The sequence below is a fragment of the Virgibacillus byunsanensis genome (assembly GCF_042675965.1).
Lineage (GTDB): Bacteria > Bacillota > Bacilli > Bacillales > Amphibacillaceae > Virgibacillus_R > Virgibacillus_R byunsanensis.
Map to the genome: position 1 here is coordinate 160,824 of NZ_JBHTKJ010000012.1, position 14,888 is coordinate 175,711.

General features: G+C 35.7%; 16 protein-coding genes. All 16 read right to left on the bottom strand.

Translation table 11 applies throughout. The annotated features are described in order from the left end of the window. Positions 1-130 precede the first annotated feature (130 nt). The 16 genes from tsf to flhB all read right to left on the bottom strand — a co-directional run bounded on the left by tsf (position 131) and on the right by flhB (position 14,887). Positions 131-1,015, bottom strand: a complete 885-nt coding sequence (gene tsf, locus ACFQ3N_RS05980) for a translation elongation factor Ts (RefSeq protein WP_390360487.1) — start codon at positions 1,013-1,015, stop codon at positions 131-133. A 101-nt stretch (positions 1,016-1,116) separates the two neighbouring features. Beyond that, positions 1,117-1,863: a 30S ribosomal protein S2 gene (gene rpsB, locus ACFQ3N_RS05985; RefSeq protein ID WP_390360489.1), complete on the bottom strand. Its 747-nt coding sequence runs from the start codon at positions 1,861-1,863 to the stop codon at positions 1,117-1,119. A gap of 193 nt (positions 1,864-2,056) precedes the next feature. Further along, the gene (locus tag ACFQ3N_RS05990; RefSeq protein WP_390360491.1) at positions 2,057-2,512 is read right to left on the bottom strand and encodes a DUF6115 domain-containing protein; all 456 of its coding nucleotides are present in this window, start codon (positions 2,510-2,512) and stop codon (positions 2,057-2,059) included. A 10-nt stretch (positions 2,513-2,522) separates the two neighbouring features. Then, positions 2,523-2,837 (bottom strand): hypothetical protein, encoded by a 315-nt coding sequence (locus ACFQ3N_RS05995; RefSeq protein ID WP_390360727.1) that lies wholly within the window; start codon positions 2,835-2,837, stop codon positions 2,523-2,525. A gap of 14 nt (positions 2,838-2,851) precedes the next feature. Then, positions 2,852-3,658, bottom strand: coding sequence for a FapA family protein (locus ACFQ3N_RS06000; protein WP_390360493.1), 807 nt, complete (start codon positions 3,656-3,658; stop codon positions 2,852-2,854). 92 nt (positions 3,659-3,750) lie between these two features. After that, on the bottom strand, positions 3,751-4,218 hold the full coding sequence (locus ACFQ3N_RS06005) for a flagellar assembly protein A (RefSeq protein WP_390360495.1): 468 nt from the start codon (positions 4,216-4,218) through the stop codon (positions 3,751-3,753). A 26-nt stretch (positions 4,219-4,244) separates the two neighbouring features. After that, positions 4,245-5,018: a FliA/WhiG family RNA polymerase sigma factor gene (locus ACFQ3N_RS06010; RefSeq protein WP_390360497.1), complete on the bottom strand. Its 774-nt coding sequence runs from the start codon at positions 5,016-5,018 to the stop codon at positions 4,245-4,247. A 39-nt stretch (positions 5,019-5,057) separates the two neighbouring features. Then, the gene (locus tag ACFQ3N_RS06015) at positions 5,058-5,555 is read right to left on the bottom strand and encodes a chemotaxis protein CheD (RefSeq protein ID WP_390360498.1); all 498 of its coding nucleotides are present in this window, start codon (positions 5,553-5,555) and stop codon (positions 5,058-5,060) included. Beyond that, a complete protein-coding gene (locus ACFQ3N_RS06020) occupies positions 5,548-6,183 on the bottom strand; it encodes a chemotaxis protein CheC (protein WP_390360500.1) in 636 nt (211 codons plus the stop codon). The genes ACFQ3N_RS06015 and ACFQ3N_RS06020 overlap by 8 nt, the downstream gene beginning before the upstream one ends. 4 nt (positions 6,184-6,187) lie before the next feature. Beyond that, complete coding sequence (locus tag ACFQ3N_RS06025; RefSeq protein ID WP_390360502.1) at positions 6,188-6,658, bottom strand: chemotaxis protein CheW; 471 nt, start codon at positions 6,656-6,658, stop codon at positions 6,188-6,190. Between the two features lie 23 nt (positions 6,659-6,681). Beyond that, a complete protein-coding gene (locus ACFQ3N_RS06030) occupies positions 6,682-8,703 on the bottom strand; it encodes a chemotaxis protein CheW (protein ID WP_390360504.1) in 2,022 nt (673 codons plus the stop codon). A gap of 1 nt (position 8,704) precedes the next feature. Beyond that, positions 8,705-9,772, bottom strand: coding sequence for a protein-glutamate methylesterase/protein-glutamine glutaminase (locus ACFQ3N_RS06035; RefSeq protein ID WP_390360506.1), 1,068 nt, complete (start codon positions 9,770-9,772; stop codon positions 8,705-8,707). 5 nt (positions 9,773-9,777) lie between these two features. Continuing rightward, the gene (locus ACFQ3N_RS06040) at positions 9,778-10,641 is read right to left on the bottom strand and encodes a MinD/ParA family protein (protein ID WP_390360510.1); all 864 of its coding nucleotides are present in this window, start codon (positions 10,639-10,641) and stop codon (positions 9,778-9,780) included. Further along, the gene (flhF, locus tag ACFQ3N_RS06045) at positions 10,634-11,749 is read right to left on the bottom strand and encodes a flagellar biosynthesis protein FlhF (protein WP_390360512.1); all 1,116 of its coding nucleotides are present in this window, start codon (positions 11,747-11,749) and stop codon (positions 10,634-10,636) included. Before flhF ends, ACFQ3N_RS06040 begins: the two co-directional genes overlap by 8 nt. Then, entirely contained in the window at positions 11,746-13,779 is a 2,034-nt protein-coding gene (flhA, locus tag ACFQ3N_RS06050; RefSeq protein ID WP_390360514.1) for a flagellar biosynthesis protein FlhA, read from the bottom strand. The genes flhF and flhA overlap by 4 nt, the downstream gene beginning before the upstream one ends. A 19-nt stretch (positions 13,780-13,798) precedes the next feature. Then, positions 13,799-14,887, bottom strand: a complete 1,089-nt coding sequence (flhB, locus tag ACFQ3N_RS06055; protein ID WP_390360517.1) for a flagellar biosynthesis protein FlhB — start codon at positions 14,885-14,887, stop codon at positions 13,799-13,801. Position 14,888 lies beyond the last annotated feature (1 nt).

Consider the following 14,888-nt stretch of genomic DNA (forward strand, 5'->3'; position numbering starts at 1 on the left):
AACCTCCATAGAAACCTCTATTATTTTTTAGCATTAATTTTTACTAGTATGTGCCAAACGCACTCATTTACATTCTATAACTATTGAGAAATAGGGAACAACAAAAGTGTTCCCTAAATGGTAACTCATATTATTTTTTCATTTGGCTCATTACTTCTTCAGCAAAGTTTTCTTCACGTTTTTCCATTCCTTCGCCAACTTCATAGCGAATAAATGTTTTAACGGATGCGCCTTTATCAGCTACATATTTTTTAACTTTTTGATCTGGATCTTTTACGAAATTCTGTTCTAGCAAACAAATCTCTTCAAAGAACTTCCCAAGACGACCTTCTACCATTTTTTCTACAATTTTTTCAGGTTTTCCTTCGTTAAGTGCTTGTGTTTTCAATACTTCACGCTCACGACTTACTTCATCTTCTGAAACAGCATCACGTGATACGTAACGAGGATTAACGGCTGCAACATGCATTGCAACATCTTTAGCAACTTCTTCTTCTGTAGTACCTTCAAGTAATGACAATACACCGATTCGACCACCCATGTGCAGGTATGCTCCAAAAGAATCGTTATCTGTTTTATTTAAAAGTGCGAAGCGTCGTAGAGATATTTTTTCACCAATTTTCGCTACTACTGAATTGATATATGTGTCAACTGTGTCGCCGTTACCGTGAAGAGGTTGTTGTAATACTTCATCAACACTTTTAGGGTTTTGTGTTACGATATGCTTGCCTAATTCAGATAACAATTGTTTAAACTGATCATTTTTTGTTACAAAGTCAGTTTCACAGTTTACTTCTAATAGTACTGCTGAATTACCAGCAACTTCTATAAAAGTAGATCCTTCTGCTGCAATGCGATCAGCCTTTTTCGCTGCTTTTGCTATTCCTTTTTCACGTAAGAAGTCTATTGCTTTTTCAAGATCTCCGTCTGTTTCTTGAAGTGCTTTTTTACAATCCATCATACCAGCACCAGTTTTTTCACGAAGTTCCTTAACCATTTTAGCTGTAATTGCCATGATAAATCCTCCTTGGTTTTCATGTTTATGTGTAAGATTTAGCTCGCTTAAAAAAAGGTGATAAAAGGCTTATCCTCTTATCACCTGACCTTTTACAACATTTAAGCTTGTTTAGTTTCAGAATTTTCTGTAGTAGCTTCTTCTGCTTGCACTACTTCTTCTTCTTCACCTTGTTTTCCTTCTAGAATGGCATCTGCCATTTTTGAAGTCAATAGTTTTACTGCACGAATTGCGTCGTCATTCGCTGGAATAACGTAATCAATTTCGTCTGGGTCGCAGTTTGTATCAACAATTCCGATAATCGGAATGTTTAATTTATGAGCTTCTGCAATTGCAATGCGCTCTTTACGCGGATCAATAATGAACATTGCATCAGGAATTTTCTTCATTTCTTTAATTCCGCCTAAGAATTTCACTAAGCGATCTTTTTCTTTTAGTAGACCTACTACTTCTTTTTTCGGAAGTACTTCAAATGTACCGTCCTCTTCCATACGCTCTATATCTTTCAAACGATTAATACGCTTGCGGATCGTTTGGAAGTTAGTTAACGTTCCACCTAACCAACGTTGGTTAACATAGTACATGCCAGAACGAGTCGCTTCATCACGAACAGAATCCTGTGCTTGTTTTTTAGTACCTACGAAAAGAATTGTCCCACCATTTGATGCGATTTCTTTTACATATTTATATGCTTCATCAACCTTCTTAACTGTTTTTTGCAGGTCAATGATATAAATGCCGTTACGCTCTGTGAAGATGTATTTTTTCATCTTCGGGTTCCAACGGCGAGTCTGATGTCCGAAATGTACACCAGATTCTAATAATTGCTTCATAGAAATTACTGACATAAAAATTTCCTCCTAAATGGTTTTTTCCTCCGTCTTAGGTCATTTTCGCATAAAGACCACTACTAAAAGTAAGTGGCACCATGAATACGAATTACTAGACGTGTGTTTTTTAACTTGCTCACTTGCATTTGGTGAACATAGTATTTACACCAAAAATAAATATATCATATGATGAATTAGCAATCAAGGATTATTATTTATTATTTGCATGTATTTTAATAATTAATTCTGTCTCCGTTTTGCCACAGTTTAATTTTTGTGCTATTTCATCTATGGATAAACCTTGGCCATGGAGCTGAAGAACTTTTGCTGGTACCGACATTTCATAATTATCTTGCACATTTTCTTCTTGAAGAATACTTGTTTCTACTGGTTTATCATTAATTGTTTTGGTATTCTCTGTCATTTGTGGTTGTACTGGTACTTTTGCAGGTTGCTTTTCTTTTTCATGCCTACTGTTTTCACTCAATAGTTCTTCTTGTAAAACTCTATTTTCTTCTTTGATTTCTAGCACATACGTCTCTAATAGACTCATTATATCCCCAGGGTCTGTTTTCTTTAATGTCTGGATGTGCTGAAATAACTTCAAAATGGCAAGTAACGCAACAATGTGTAACAAAAAGCTTAAAAAAAGTAATAATGATATCATGTAATCCCTTCTATCCACTAAAGTCAAAATGCTTACCTAAATAAGGGTGTTCCGTGTTTTCGAGTGTGTTGTTAGATGTTTCTGAATGATGGTCAACATTCGCATTGTTTGAATGGTCTTCTTCTTTTTTAATGGTAACATGATCAATATCTTCAAACTCATTCACACGTTTACGCTTTTGTTCTTCTTGTTTCATTTGACTTTGCGCAAGTGACGCTTGAAAATGTTGATTCTGTTTCAACATTTGATCTTGAAGTTTTCCAGCATCCTGTGTTCTTGGAAGTGCCACCTGCATTTCTATTGATTTCCAGCTCAATAGAATCACTTCCTTTACCAATTTTACTTAGAAAGAAAAGATATTTCATTTCTTTCTAATTTCATCTGCACGTATTGGTGTTCCTTTGTAATCTTTCGTTGGTACTTACCAAAAGCAACAATTACTTTAGGGTGAATGTGACCGTTCACGTTTAATACCGCTTCGTGTTCGTTTCCTAAATGGGCATTTATTTCTTGTAGCATTTTTTCTACTTCAGCTAGCTTTTCAAGTGTTTTATTATATGAATTCCGCTGTTTAAGTAACGCGATCCGTTGCTTTACATCTTGACCGCCTGAGACAGATTTCAGCTTTTCACCTATAATAGATAACTTCTGTAAAGTATCTTGTAAAACCTTTTTTTCAGCTATTAATCTTTTTTCTCTATCATTTACCGTTTTATTTATACCGAATATAATCTCTGTTTTAGAGCTCAGACGATTTCCAATATCCTTTGCTTCAATAGATTTCCCAGCCGACAAAGTACCACCTATTATATTACCCCGCTGGCAATATATATGATTCTTTGCTACACACTGACTATGGGTGATGGAGCTTTCAACATAAATATTACTACCAGCGTATACTATTCCTTGATTAATGTATCCTACATGGATATCTTCCACTGCTTTTATATACCCTTTTTGTAACCCAGCCAATCCTTCTGATATAAAAATAGATCCCCCTGCTGTTAGGGTAGCTGCTTCAACCATTCCATAAATCTTTATATCTCCTTTAGCATTTACCGTATAACCTGTTGGTACATCTCCGTGAATTGTAATCGATCCAACAAAATCTAAATTACCATTTTTCAAGGAAAGACTCTCATCCACCTCATAAACCTTATGGATCTGTATCTGAAGATCACTGGTACTTACTTGTCCTTCAGTTGTCGCGTAAAATGAATGATCTTCTTCTCGATAAACTACATTTTGCCGGCTTTAATCATATATGGTTTGCCTGGTTTTGGTTGAACTATTTTCCCATACACATCCATCCCATCCTCACCATGCGTTGGCAAAACTAAAGTAGCGAGACGTTGTCCTTGTTGAACAGAAGGGATACGCATGACATCACGAAAACTCCAGTTTGTTGTCTTATCAATATCAGTGTTTGAATCAAAGAAATAGTTTATGTCTCCATCAGTACCGTGTTGAACAGGTTTCCCCTTGGCTATAATAAGTGGGGATTTCTCCTCATCTATGTTTGTCAGTATTAACTGTATTACACTTGAGTTAACGCCATACGTAATCTGGTTATCTTTTAGTAATTCCAACATGGCATCCTCTGTTATCTCCTGATCTAAAGAATTGGACTTATCAGTACCGTTAATATAAGCTAACATGCGATCATCTGATGTAGAAATATAAAAATAATCCTTCAGCTGACCCATGACTATTCTCCTCTATTATATAATTTTCATGATTGCATTTTTTTAAGTGTGTGACGTAATTTGAATATGGACTTCCTGTGAATCTGAGAAATCCTTGAAGTTGTTAGCCCGAGAACTTGTCCAATTTCCGTCAATGTTAGTTCTTTATGATAAAACAAACTGATAACCATCTGTTCATTTGAATTCAGTTGTTTAATCCCTTCTGCCAATTCTTTTTGTATTTCCATTTTTTGCATATGTTCCTCAGGTAATGTAGAGTTTTCATCTGGTATCGTATAACCAATACCTTCTTTATAGTCACTAGAAGAGTCATTTGGCTTTTCTTCAATTGATAACACATTCGCAAACAGCGTATCCCTTATTAACCCTTCAACTTCATTTACAGGAAGATCAAGTTTCTCTGCGATTTCAGATGCACTGGGAGCTCGTTGATAACTTTGTTCTAGTTCCTGAGCAACTTGCTCAATCTTCTTTGTTTTTTCCCTAATTGACCTAGGTAGCCAGTCTTCTTTTCTTAACCCATCAATAATTGCCCCCCTGACACGAAAGGAGGCGTATGTATCAAACTTTAAGTCACGACTTGTATCGAATTTCTTTAAAGCGTCAAATAAACCCATTAATCCAAAGCTTTTCAAATCATCTTTGTTAACACTATTTGGTAAATGGCTGGCGATTCTTTCGACTTGGAAACTTACCAGGTACATATAGTTCTGAATTAACGCATTTGCTGCCTCACTATCCTTATCATCTATCCATTTGTTCCATAATTTCTGCTCTAGAGGAGAGTTACTACTTGTCAATCTAATGCTCCTCCTTTCTTGTCATTATAGTTAGTCTTCCTATATAAAACTTTGACCTTTAGTTACTGTACGTATTTTCAATTCGCCCGTGGCAGGATCAAATTCAATTGTTCTTCCGCAATTACCACCTACATCCATGGAGACAATTGGTATATAATGCATGTTTAGTTTTTCTTTTACTGCTTCCACGTTTCTCGGGCCAATCCGCATTATTTCAGATGTGGAAGAAAATTGAAACATTTGTGCCCCGCCCGCTAATTTTGCTTGTAAAGCATATTTTCGAGCACCGTTTTCACAAAGCTTCTCAATTAAAATGTCTATAGCTGTATCTGCATATTTATATGTATTAATAGAATCCTGCCTTGCTAAGCTTGAGTCCGGTAACATAATATGTGCTAATCCCGCTATTTTTTTCGGCAAATCATATAAAACCGCCCCAATACACGAGCCAAGCCCGGATGTCCGGATTGTTTGAGGTGCAGACACCATATTTAAATCAGCTATACCAACTTTTACAATAATCTGTGAATCATTCATGATCGTCAATTCCTAATGCTGTAAATATTTTGGGAATAGATTCAGGATCTGGCAGTAGAAAAAAGTGACCATGAATACCATTTGTTTCTTCATTATCATTAATCTTGGTATCTATAATTATAGCATAATCTGATACGTGAGATAGTTCGAGTAAGCCTACTGTTAAAACAGCTCCAGCCATATCCACACTAAGGTGTGGCACGGAAGGTTGCATATTTATTTCTGTAAAGTCTGACAATGCAGATAAATAGGACCCCGCTAATATATTTCCTGCTTCATGTAACGCAGAAATAGCTATCTCACTCGGTTGTTCCTCACTTAATAACTTAACGTTTGTATCTGTAGTAATTTCTCTTACTAAATGCTCTGCTTCTTCTATGGATAAAATGAAAAAAACGGAACCTGGTGCCTGTCCTTTAATACGTATATATATGGCTACAATAGGATTGTCTGGACCACCAACCAGATCCATTACCTCATCAAAAGCTACGATGTTCACAGAAGGAATTTGCATATCAATTTTCTTATTAAGTAATTTAGACATGGATGTAGCTGCATTACCTGCACCGATATTTCCTATCTCACGTAAAACGTCTATATGTTTAATTGATAGATGATAAAATTTCATGAATTTAACCTTCCACAGCTTTTAGATCATTCATTTCATCTTTCGTTAAAACCTTTTGCAAATTAAGTAAAATCAGTAATCTATCTTCTAGTTTAGCAACACCTTCAATATAATCAACATCTACTGTTCCTACTACTTCAGGTGCAGGTTCAATAGTGTTTTCAGGAATATCTATTACATCATTAGCTGCATCTACAATTAAACCAACTTCCATATCATCTAAATAAACAATGATAATCCGTGAAGAGTCACCAAGTTCTGTTTCTTCTAATCCAAAACGAATTCGAAGGTCAATAATTGGTGTTACCACTCCACGCAGATTTATTACACCTTTAACAAAGTCGGCTGTTTGAGGCACTCTTGTAATATGTTGGATTCGTTCAATCGAGCCTACTTGTTTGACAGAAACAGCGTATTCTTCATTCTTCAATTGAAAAACAATTACCTTCTTATTAATCATTGGTTCATTTTCCATCCTAATTCCTCCCACATTTAAATTTATTTAATTAAAGCGTTACTATCAACAATTAAAGCAACTTGACCATCACCAAGAATAGTCGCACCAGAGATAGCAAACGTATCTGATAGATAGACCCCTAATGACTTTAATACTACTTCTTGCTGCCCGATGAATGAATCTACTACGAGTCCAGCCATTTTATCTCCTTTACGAACAATTACAACCGAAAGATAGTCACTATTCTCGGTATATTCTTTGGGTACAGAAAAAATATCATTCAGAAATGCCAAAGGAACTATTTTGCCTCTAAAATCAATAACGTTTTTATTATGTGCATACATAATTTTGTCTTTATGAACAATGGCTGTCTCTATAATAGAGGATAGTGGTATAGCGTATTTTTCTTCATTAAGTTCGACTAGTAAAACAGATATTATGGATAACGTAAGAGGTAATTGAATCGAAAAGGTCGACCCCTGAATTACATTTGCATCAACCGTGATATTTCCACCTAATGATTCAATAGTGTTTTTTACAACATCTAGTCCAACACCGCGTCCTGAAATATCAGAAATGGCATCAGCTGTTGAAAAACCACTTGCCATAATTAGCTCAAAAACTTGTTTATCAGTTAATGTTTCAGCATGGCTCTCACTTATAACTCCATTTGAAATTGCTTTATTTAAGACTTTTTCTTTGTTAATACCTGCCCCGTCATCGGAAATTTCAATAAAAACATGGTTACCGCTGTGATATGCTTGAAGTTTTATGATGCCTTGCTCAGGCTTGCCTTTTTTCTTTCGTTCCTTGGGCGTTTCGATTCCATGATCCATGGCGTTTCTAATGAGGTGTACGAGTGGATCGCCAATTTCATCAATAACTGTACGGTCTAACTCGGTTTCCGCACCGACAATCTCAATATCAACATTTTTATGTAAATCACGTGCTAATTGCCGTATCATCCGCGGAAAACGATTAAAGACTTGATCAATCGGTACCATTCGCATCGTTAAAATTATATCTTGTAAATCACCGGAAACTCTTGTCATTCGTTCAACAGTTTCTTGAAGGTCATTATGATCTAGTTCTAATGAAATTTGCTCTAAGCGTCCTCGATCAATAACTAGTTCCTCAAATAAATTCATTAAAATATCTAATCGATCAATATTTACACGGATTGTTTTAGTAGAACTTCTCCCGCTATTAACTGCAGATTTATGTAAGTCAGTATCAGATGAATCAGGTTTTGGTGCATTAGGTTCCGGCTCGTTGTTTTCTGTATGTTCCTTGTCTAACGTTTGTTTATATGTAGTTACAGAAAAATGATTCACGATACAATTATCAACCTCTGATACCTTTTTAATTTTTTCTTCGATTTCATGATTCAGATGTTTTGAAACTAGTATTACAGAAAACGTTTCGTTGAAATTTTCTTCTTCTAAATCAGATATAGTTGGGTTGGATTTAATAACTTCCCCCATTTTTTCTAACAATTCAAAGACCATGAATACACGAGCACCCTTAAGTAAACAATCTTCTCGAAGAATTACAGTAACTTCGTAGTTGGAGAATCCTCGCTCTTGTGATTCCTGTAATATAGATAATTCGAATTCATCAAGAGAAGTAAACGTTTTTTCTTCTGATTTCAATGAAATATTTTCGTCCTTACTTGCAACTGCCTTTCCCGTTTCAATCCTATCTAAAGTGGAAACCATGTTTGATACATTCTGATTACCATTGCCACCACTGGCGATATCTTCTACCATAGCATTTAAATGATCTACGGCTTCAAACAGATGATCCACCATCGATGAATCGACCTTAATTTTGTCATATCTAATGCCGTCAAACACATTTTCCAGTTTATGTGTCAGATTGGCTAAGTCACTATACCCCATTGTGGCAGACATACCTTTAAGTGTGTGTGCTGCACGAAAAATTTCTTCTATAACCCCTTTTCCATTCGGGTTTTTCTCTAATTCCAGTAGTTGTTTATACAAAGCTTCCAAATGTTCTGTGCTCTCATCAATAAATACATCCAAATACTGTGCTGTATCCATATTACTTACCCCCTGTATTTTTATGTACTAGATTAGTAATCGTCTCACCAACTTGATGTAAATGTACAATATGGTTAACGTAATTGGTACGAACAGCAGCCTTTGGCATTCCATAAACTACAGATGACTGTTCAGATTCAGCAATTACAATTGTTTTTGATTCACTAGCTTTTAATTTCTTTATTCCCTCTGAACCGTCAGTTCCCATTCCAGTTAAGATAACTGCAATCTTGTTCACTTTCTGTACAATGGATAAAGATTCAAAGAGTTCATCTATAGATGGCCGGTGACCATTCCTTAATGAATCCTCCGTTAATTCGATCGCAAGTGTTGTCCCTACCTTACGTGTTCTCATATGATAATTTCCAGGCGCAATATATGCAGTGTGATCTTGTATGATCTCTCCATGGGTCGCTTCCTTAACATTAATTTTAGCTAATGAATTCAGACGTTCTGCTAATGACTTCGTAAAGCCTGCTGGCATGTGTTGTACGATTAAAATGGGAGCTCGAAAATCCTTAGGTAACTCTGTTAAGACACGCTGAAGCGCTCTAGGTCCACCTGTAGATGTACCAATTGCTACAATGGTCTTGTCATATGGCATAGAGATAGTTGCTGTATGTACAGAGGAAGTTAATAATGGTTGAGCAGCAACCACCTTTGATAATGTAACCTCAGAAGCAGTTATAACCTTTGCAATAATTTCTTCTTTTATATTAGTTAAATTTAATGTTATCGAACCAGATGGCTTACTGATAAAGTCGACTGCACCATATGAAATAGCCTGAATTGTTTTAGCCGTCCCCTCACTCGTTACGCTAGAAAACATAACTACTGAGGTCGGGTTTGTTTCCATAATTTTTTGTAATGCGGTTATTCCATCCATAATCGGCATTTCGACATCCAGTGTTACAACGTCTGGTTGTAATTCCTTAATTTTCTTGATCCCATCTTCTCCATTTCTAGCAGTAGCGATCACGTTAATTCGATTATCACTTGATAATATATCTGATATCATTTTCCTCATAAACGCGGAATCGTCTACTACTATAGTTTGTATGGGATTCATTTTATTTACCTCTCTATCATTAGTTGTTTTAACTTTTTTACAAAAGAAAAGGATTCTGACTTTTTTAATGGATTTCCATTATATAAATAGTTTTGAGTAACCTCAGTCATAGATTTAGAGATTGCTGCTGAATCGTTTAAAATCGTGTATGGTATTTGCCTAATTACAGCTGTTGAAACTAATTTATCTTCCGGTAGAATACCCAGCATTTCTATTTCAACATGTAAAAATTGCGTAATGACACGCTTGAATCTTTCTATTGCCTTTTTGCCACTTTTATACGTAGACGAACGATTCATTATTACATATATTGGCATATTCTGCTGGTTATTGATGATATGTTTGATCATACCATACGCGTCTGTAATGGATGTTGGTTCAGGTGTAGTTACAACCAAACACTCATCAGATGCAGTAATAAAAAGGATACTATCTTGTGTAGCCCCAGCTCCCATATCAAAGATTATATAGTCATATAGTAAAACTAGTTCTTTATATTGACGGAAGAAATGATCTAGTTTCTTCTGATCCATCGTAAAGAAATTAGTTAATCCTGAACCGGCTGCCACATAAGACAACCCCCTTGGTCCTATTTCAATAATTTCATGTATGGAAAGGGAATCATTAAACATATCAACAATCGTTTTCTCTGCACTTAAGCCTAGTAAAATATCAATATTTCCCATCCCTACATCAAGATCAAACAATAAAACTTTTTTATGCATTTTAACTAATTCTAAAGAGAAATTCAGCGCTATATTTGACTTTCCTACCCCGCCTTTGCCACTAACGATAGAAATCGTTTTTGCTTGTTTGGGTTCTTTGGAAATCTCCAATCGACGTCTTAGTGTCTCGGCTTGATCATACATTACGGTATGCCCCCATGATGTAGTTACTAATTACTTTAGGAGTGGGCAGGATGAGATCATCGGGCACATCTTGACCATTCGTCATGTAGGCAATACCCATCTTCTTATGTAAAGAAATATTGAGCATACTTCCATATTGTCTCGTTTCATCTATTTTTGTAAATATAACTTCTTTAATTGGTATATGTTGAAATTGCTCATAAATTTCTACAATATCTTTAGGTTTAGCTGTTAATGATAATACAAGAAAAGTCTCGATATCATCATTAAAGTCAATATTTGATTTTAACTCCTCGATATATCGCGGATCACGGAAATTTCGACCTGCAGTATCTACTAAAATCAAATCGTATGCTTCGAACTTTTTTATTGCTGCTTTATATCCTTGAATATCATATGCTACTTCAACAGGTATATCTAAAATATCTGCATATGTCTTTAATTGCTCGATAGCAGCAATACGATACGTGTCAGCGGTTATAAAAGCAATTTTTTTCTTCTTTTGCAACATACTAGACGCAGCGACTTTAGCCAGTGTTGTCGTCTTACCCACACCAGTAGGACCAACAAGGTGAATAATTTTTTTATGGAATGAGAGTCCCTCAAAAGATAACTTACCTAGACGAGATTCTATTTCTTTTTGTGTATCATAGAGAATTTCATCTAACTCTGGATTTACAGATTTATTTTCATGATCTTCCACAACAGAATTTATAATCTCAATTGCTATTTCGGCCACTATTTCTTGATCCCTCAAATGTTGATAGGCTATTTTGTAGTCTGCTTTATAATCCTGTTTCTCACTTGATTGCTGTTCTACCATCTTCTTTAAATGCCTAATTTCCCCTAGTATATCAGTATCTGTCTGTCCCTTAGGTAATGACTCTTTTATAACCGGTTTAGAGCGTGAAGTATCCTTTGAGCTCGGAACGTGAGGTTGTCGATCAAGCGCAGCAATCACTTCAATGCTCCTCTTTTTAAATAAACCTAAAAATCCCCCGTTATTTACTTCTTTTGAATTTAGTATAACCGCGTCAGAACCAAGCTCTTTTCGAATTTGATGCATGGCTTCTGGCATAGTTGGAGCTACATATTTTTTTACTTTCATGCTACATTCACCACCCCTACACTTTGAACCTGAACAGTTGGTTCAAGTTCATTATAAGATAGTACAACTACTTGAGGTAAGAACCTGTCTACTAATTGTTTAACATACATGCGTATTGCAGGAGAACATAATATAACGGCTGTTTCTTCCTGTAACGTCAATTTCTCAACTTCTTCATGAATTGTTTTGATAATAGACTGCTGTGTCTCTGGATCTATCGATAAATAATTCCCATGTTCAGTCTGTTGTATATTTTCAGCAATCGTTTTCTCTATTTTACCAGATAAAGTAATCACCTTTAAGGTCATATCATCATGTACATATTGTTTCGTAATCTGTGATGAGAGTGCCTGCCGAACATATTCACCTAGTAGCTCTGTGTCATTTGTCATCTTCGCAAAGTCAGCTAGAGTTTCGAATATTATTGGTAAATTACGGATAGAAACATTTTCTCTCAATAATTTGGCAAGAACTTTTTGAACATCTCCAATAGCTAATGGCTCAGGTGTAACTTCCTCTACTAAAATCGGATAACTCTCTTTTAAGTGATCCACAAGTTGTTTTGTCTCTTGTCGGCCTAATAAAGTATGAGCGTGATTTTTAATAACTTCAGTAATATGAGTCGAGACGACAGAAGGAGGATCAACTACTGTGTAACCAGATAATTCCGCTTCATCTTTTATATCTTCACTTACCCATTTCGCTGGAAGCCCAAATGCGGGTTCTTTCGTTTCGATTCCGTCAATCTCGTCATCATCAATATCTGGTGTCATTGCTAAGTAATGATCGAGTAATAATTCACCAAAAGCTACTTCATTGCCCTTGATCTTTAACCGGTATTCATTAGGGTTAAGTTGAATATTGTCACGAATTCGAACAACTGGTACGACGACCCCTAATTCAATTGCTAATTGCCTGCGGATCATGACAACGCGATCTAGTAAATCTCCGCCTTGGCTTGCATCCACTAGTGGTATAAGTGCATAGCCAAATTCAAATTCAATAGGATCCATATTTAATAGATTCACTACATTCTCAGGTGACTTCATTTCTGATGATTCCGTTTGTTCTTCTTCCTCTACATCTGATGTATCCTGTTCATTTGCTTGTCTTAACAATATATAGCCACTTAAAGCTAGTAACCCAGAAAGAATTGTTGTTAAGAAAAAGTTTATTGGTGTTAGCCCAAGTAAAAAAATGGTACCACTAGCGATATATAAGAGCTTTGGATATTGTAGTAATTGTCCAGTTACATCGCTACCCAGATTCCCTGTACTTGTGACTCTGGTTACCACAATACCTGTTGCTGTTGCAATTAATAAAGCAGGAATTTGGCTTACTAAACCATCTCCAACCGTTAAGCGCATATAGGTGTTAATAGCTTCTTGAAAGCTTAAATCCATTTGGACCATACCAATGATAAGTCCAAAAATAACGTTAATTAATACGATAACAATCCCAGCAATGGCATCTCCTTTAACGAATTTACTAGCACCATCCATAGCACCATGAAAATCTGCTTCATTCTCCACTTTTTCACGGCGTTCTTTCGCTTGATGTTCGGAAATTAAACCAGCATTTAAATCGGCATCAATACTCATTTGTTTACCAGGCATTGCATCTAATGTGAACCTAGCAGCTACTTCCGATACCCGCTCAGCCCCTTTTGTTATAACTAAAAATTGAATAATTACTAAAATAACAAATACAACAAACCCCACTAATGGATTATCCCCAATTACGAAACTTCCGAAAGTATCGACAACTCCACCTGCGTCTGCCTCTGATAAAATCGATCTAGTTGTTGAAACGTTGAGTCCTAAACGAAATAAAGTTAATAGCAATAAGAGAGATGGGAATATGGAAAATTGTAATGCTTCTTGTGTATTCATCGAAACCAAAATAACGATAAGTGCTAGACATATATTACATAAAATCAGAATGCTCAATATCCATCCTGGTAAAGGGATGACTAACATTATAATTATTAATATTACTGCTAAAAGTACAGATAAATCACGAGCTTTCATTGTTGTCTCCCCTTATTGCTTAAGCTTTTTTCTCGAGTCTATATACATATGCCAAAATTTCTGCTACTGCTTGATAAAATTGTTCTGGTATGACATCACCGATTTCTATCACATCATACAACGATCTAGCCAGTGGTCTGTTTTCTACTGTCACAACATCGTTTGCTTTTGCAATTTCTCTAATTTTAAATGCTAGATGGTCCGCGCCTTTAGCAACAACGAATGGCGCACTAGCTTTATCTTCGTTATATTTTATCGCAATGGCATAATGGGTTGGATTGGTAATGACTACATCAGCAGATGGTACCTCACTCATCATTCGGCGTGTGGCCATCTCCCGTTGTTTTTGTTTAATCTTTGATTTTATTAACGGGTCCCCTTCGATGTTTTTATGTTCATCTTTGATATCCTTTTTTGACATTTTTATATTTTTTTCAAAGTCATACCTTTGGTAGATAAAATCAAAAATAGACAGGAAAAATAGTGCTAGTGCTGAGGCAATCCCCATAGTCATCGCAATTCTACCAAAAAAACCAAGTGCGCTATCAACATTTTTGAAAGCTAGCATCATCATTTCATCTTTATAAAACCAAATGATTGCAAACGTAATAACTCCAATAAAAACGATTTTAAATAAAGATTTAAGCAATTCTACTAAAGCACGTACTGAAAATATACGTTTAGCACCTTGAATCGGATCAATTTTCTTCAAATCCATTTTTAAGGGCTCTGTCGTAAATAGAAAACCAAACTGTGTTAGATTGGCTGCTACCCCAGCTATAATTGCTACTAGCATAATAGGTGAAAGCATTTTAGCCATTTCTATCGTGGAGGAAACAAATACTTGATGCACAGCACTTTCTGTTACTTCCCACTGTATGTATTCACTGAAAGCGTTTTGAAATAATGTGGCCATATTCGTTTTGAAGAAACTACCAAATACTAGTAAGGTAATAAAACAAAAAAATAAAAGAAATGCTGTATTGATGTCCTGACTTTTGGCAACTTTCCCTTTTTTACGCTCATCTTGTCTTTTCTTTGGAGTTGCTTTTTCTGTCTTTTCTTCTGCGCCACCTGCAAAGAATTGTAAATTTAATTGTAATTGCAAG